Raw genomic sequence first — 4,666 nt, forward strand, 5'->3', positions numbered from 1 at the left:
AAACCTTATGCCCCGCCCCTCCGGAGCCACACGGGGGCCACCGCTAAGTTATCCCCCGGCATTCAGAAAATCTAAGTGCCAAAAAATAAGATTTTTTGACTCCGTGTTGTATAACCCGCCATTCGTGGGTACCATTCAACGCGTACGCAAACAAAAAGGGTTAATTCGCGTGGTATAACCGCGCGGCCCAAAAAGGAGGAGACAAGCATGTCGTCTTTGAAGCCGCTTGCAGATCGTGTTCTGGTCAAGCCCGACGAGGCCGAGCAGAAGACCGCTTCTGGTCTGTATATCGCCAGCAACGCTCAGGAGAAGCCGCAGCGCGGCACCATCGTTGCCGTGGGCGCCGGCAAGGTCAACGACAAGGGTGAGCGCATCCCCATGGACGTCAAGGTCGGCGACGTTGTCATCTACGGTAAGTTCGGTGGCAACGAGGTCAAGGTCGACGGCGAGAAGTATCTGCTGATGCGCGCCGACGACATCTACGCTGTCGTCGAGGCCTAGTCTCGTCAGAATCTCTGATTCGTCTTTGAACGCGTCCGCCGCATAGGACTCGGAAGCGGCGACGCGAGTCACATTTCTTTTGGAGGATTACCTACCATGGCAAAGAACATTACGTTCAACACCGATGCCCGCGCTAAGCTTGCCAAGGGCGTCAACACTCTGGCCGACGCCGTTACCGTCACCATGGGCCCCAAGGGTCGCTACGTTGCGCTGCAGCGCACGTTCGGTGCTCCGACCATCACCAACGACGGCGTTTCTGTCGCCAAGGAGATCGAGCTCGAGGACAACATCGAGAACATGGGCGCTCAGCTGGTGAAGGAGGTCGCCACCAAGACCAACGACACCGTGGGTGACGGCACCACCACCGCAACCCTGCTCGCCCAGGCTATCGTCAACGACGGTCTGCGCAACGTCGCCGCTGGCGCCAACCCGCTGGCCATTCGTCGCGGCATCGACAAGGCCGTTAACGCCGCCGTCGCCGAGATGAAGAAGCAGGCCAAGCCGGTCGAGACCAAGGAACAGATCGCTTCCGTCGGTACCATCTCCGCCGGTGACCCCGAGGTCGGCGAGAAGATCGCCGAGGCCATGGAGGTCGTGGGCAAGGACGGCGTCATCACCGTCGAGGATTCCCAGACGTTCGACATCACCATCGACACCGTCGAGGGCATGCAGTTCGACAAGGGCTATGTCTCCGCTTACTTCGTCACGGACAACGACCGCATGGAGGCCGTGATGAAGGATCCGTACATCCTCATCACCGACCAGAAGATCTCCAGCGTTCAGGACATCATGCCCGTTCTCGAGGCTGTCCAGCGCGCTGGCCGTGGCCTGCTCATCATCGCTGAGGACATCGACGGCGAGGCTCTGCCTACCCTGGTCCTCAACAAGATCCGTGGCGCCCTCAACGTCTGCGCCGTTAAGGCCCCGGGCTACGGCGATCGCCGCAAGCGCATCCTCGAGGACATCGCCGTCCTCACCGGTGGCCAGGTTGCCCTGGACGAGCTGGGCGTGAAGGTCGCTGACATCACCGCCGATATGCTCGGTACCGCGAAGTCCGTCACCATCTCCAAGGACAACACCGTCGTCGGCGGTGGCGCTGGTTCCAAGGAGGCCATCGACGCTCGTATCGCTCAGATCAAGGGTGAGATGGAGAACACCACCTCTGACTTCGACCGCGAGAAGCTCCAGGAGCGCCTGGCCAAGCTCTCCGGTGGCGTTGCCGTCATCAAGGTCGGCGCTGCTACCGAGTCCGAGCTCAAGGAGATCAAGCACCGCGTCGAGGATGCCCTGCAGGCTACCCGCGCTGCTGTCGAGGAGGGCATCGTCGCCGGCGGTGGCGTCGCCTTCATGGACGCTGCTCCTGCGCTCGACGCTGTCGAGATCGACGACCCCGAGGAGAAGATCGGCGTCGACATCGTCAAGAAGGCTCTGACCGCTCCGGTCGCTACCATCGCCAAGAACGCTGGCTTTGAGGGCGCTGTCGTGGTCGACAAGGTTGCCGAGCTGCCCGCCGGCCAGGGTCTCAACTCTGCCAACGGCGAGTGGGGCGACATGATCGAGATGGGCGTCCTCGACCCCGTCAAGGTCAGCCGCGTCACCCTGCAGAACGCTGCTTCTGTCGCCAGCCTGATCCTCATCACCGAGGCTACCGTCTCCGATGTGCCCAAGAACACTCAGCTTGAGGACGCTATCGCTGCTGCCACCGCTGGTCAGCAGGGCGGCGGTATGTACTAAGGCCGACAAGGTCTAGAACTCCCACCGGGAATCCGGGGGCGTGACGGGGACTTCTCTCCGGAATATTCCGCAGGACGCAAAGAGGCTCCGCAGCGCGAAGCGCGATGCGGAGCCTCTTTGCATGTCCGAGGACGTTCCGGAGAGAAACCCCGTCACGCCCCCGGATTCCCGGTGGGAGTTCTAGACCTTGTCGGCCTTAGTACATACCGCCGCCCTGCTGACCAGCGGTGGCAGCAGCGATAGCGTCCTCAAGCTGAGTGTTCTTGGGCACATCGGAGACGGTAGCCTCGGTGATGAGGATCAGGCTGGCGACAGAAGCAGCGTTCTGCAGGGTGACGCGGCTGACCTTGACGGGGTCGAGGACGCCCATCTCGATCATGTCGCCCCACTCGCCGTTGGCAGAGTTGAGACCCTGGCCGGCGGGCAGCTCGGCAACCTTGTCGACCACGACAGCGCCCTCAAAGCCAGCGTTCTTGGCGATGGTAGCGACCGGAGCGGTCAGAGCCTTCTTGACGATGTCGACGCCGATCTTCTCCTCGGGGTCGTCGATCTCGACAGCGTCGAGCGCAGGAGCAGCGTCCATGAAGGCGACGCCACCGCCGGCGACGATGCCCTCCTCGACAGCAGCGCGGGTAGCCTGCAGGGCATCCTCGACGCGGTGCTTGATCTCCTTGAGCTCGGACTCGGTAGCAGCGCCGACCTTGATGACGGCAACGCCACCGGAGAGCTTGGCCAGGCGCTCCTGGAGCTTCTCGCGGTCGAAGTCAGAGGTGGTGTTCTCCATCTCACCCTTGATCTGAGCGATACGAGCGTCGATGGCCTCCTTGGAACCAGCGCCACCGACGACGACGGTGTTGTCCTTGGAGATGGTGACGGACTTAGCGGTACCGAGCATATCGGCGGTGATGTCAGCGACCTTCACGCCCAGCTCGTCCAGGGCAGCCTGGCCACCGGTGAGGACGGCGATGTCCTCGAGGATGCGCTTGCGGCGATCGCCGTAGCCCGGGGCCTTAACGGCGCAGACGTTGAGGGCGCCACGGATCTTGTTGAGGACCAGGGTAGGCAGAGCCTCGCCGTCGATGTCCTCAGCGATGATGAGCAGGCCACGGCCAGCGCGCTGGACAGCCTCGAGAACGGGCATGATGTCCTGAACGCTGGAGATCTTCTGGTCGGTGATGAGGATGTACGGATCCTTCATCACGGCCTCCATGCGGTCGTTGTCCGTGACGAAGTAAGCGGAGACATAGCCCTTGTCGAACTGCATGCCCTCGACGGTGTCGATGGTGATGTCGAACGTCTGGGAATCCTCGACGGTGATGACGCCGTCCTTGCCCACGACCTCCATGGCCTCGGCGATCTTCTCGCCGACCTCGGGGTCACCGGCGGAGATGGTACCGACGGAAGCGATCTGTTCCTTGGTCTCGACCGGCTTGGCCTGCTTCTTCATCTCGGCGACGGCGGCGTTAACGGCCTTGTCGATGCCGCGACGAATGGCCAGCGGGTTGGCGCCAGCGGCGACGTTGCGCAGACCGTCGTTGACGATAGCCTGGGCGAGCAGGGTTGCGGTGGTGGTGCCGTCACCCACGGTGTCGTTGGTCTTGGTGGCGACCTCCTTCACCAGCTGAGCGCCCATGTTCTCGATGTTGTCCTCGAGCTCGATCTCCTTGGCGACAGAAACGCCGTCGTTGGTGATGGTCGGAGCACCGAACGTGCGCTGCAGCGCAACGTAGCGACCCTTGGGGCCCATGGTGACGGTAACGGCGTCGGCCAGAGTGTTGACGCCCTTGGCAAGCTTAGCGCGGGCATCGGTGTTGAACGTAATGTTCTTTGCCATGGTAGGTAATCCTCCAAAAGAAATGTGACTCGCGTCGCCGCTTCCGAGTCCTATGCGGCGGACGCGTTCAAAGACGAATCAGAGATTCTGACGAGACTAGGCCTCGACGACAGCGTAGATGTCGTCGGCGCGCATCAGCAGATACTTCTCGCCGTCGACCTTGACCTCGTTGCCACCGAACTTACCGTAGATGACAACGTCGCCGACCTTGACGTCCATGGGGATGCGCTCACCCTTGTCGTTGACCTTGCCGGCGCCCACGGCAACGATGGTGCCGCGCTGCGGCTTCTCCTGAGCGTTGCTGGCGATATACAGACCAGAAGCGGTCTTCTGCTCGGCCTCGTCGGGCTTGACCAGAACACGATCTGCAAGCGGCTTCAAAGACGACATGCTTGTCTCCTCCTTTTTGGGCCGCGCGGTTATACCACGCGAATTAACCCTTTTTGTTTGCGTACGCGTTGAATGGTACCCACGAATGGCGGGTTATACAACACGGAGTCAAAAAATCTTATTTTTTGGCACTTAGATTTTCTGAATGCCGGGGGATAACTTAGCGGTGGCCCCCGTGTGGCTCCGGAGGGGCGGGGCATAAGGTTT

The 4,666-nt window shown here is 61.5% G+C and carries 4 protein-coding genes; 2 read left to right on the plus strand and 2 right to left on the minus strand.

From position 1 onward, the window contains the following. Positions 1 to 207: 207 nt before the first annotated feature. Positions 208 to 501, plus strand: a complete 294-nt coding sequence (groES, locus tag ABHR63_RS09835; protein WP_022094351.1) for a co-chaperone GroES — start codon at positions 208 to 210, stop codon at positions 499 to 501. Between the two features lie 96 nt (positions 502 to 597). Beyond that, the gene (groL, locus tag ABHR63_RS09840; protein WP_346965997.1) at positions 598 to 2,235 is read left to right on the plus strand and encodes a chaperonin GroEL; all 1,638 of its coding nucleotides are present in this window, start codon (positions 598 to 600) and stop codon (positions 2,233 to 2,235) included. Between the two features lie 196 nt (positions 2,236 to 2,431). On the opposite strand, the gene groL (ABHR63_RS09845) is transcribed toward groL (ABHR63_RS09840), so the two are convergent. Continuing rightward, positions 2,432 to 4,069 (minus strand): chaperonin GroEL, encoded by a 1,638-nt coding sequence (groL, locus tag ABHR63_RS09845; protein WP_006234938.1) that lies wholly within the window; start codon positions 4,067 to 4,069, stop codon positions 2,432 to 2,434. Positions 4,070 to 4,165: 96 nt separating this feature from the next. Further along, positions 4,166 to 4,459, minus strand: coding sequence for a co-chaperone GroES (groES, locus tag ABHR63_RS09850; protein WP_022094351.1), 294 nt, complete (start codon positions 4,457 to 4,459; stop codon positions 4,166 to 4,168). Between the last annotated feature and the right edge of the window lie 207 nt (positions 4,460 to 4,666).

This window comes from Collinsella aerofaciens (assembly GCF_039752775.1).
GTDB classification, from domain to species: domain Bacteria; phylum Actinomycetota; class Coriobacteriia; order Coriobacteriales; family Coriobacteriaceae; genus Collinsella; species Collinsella aerofaciens_R.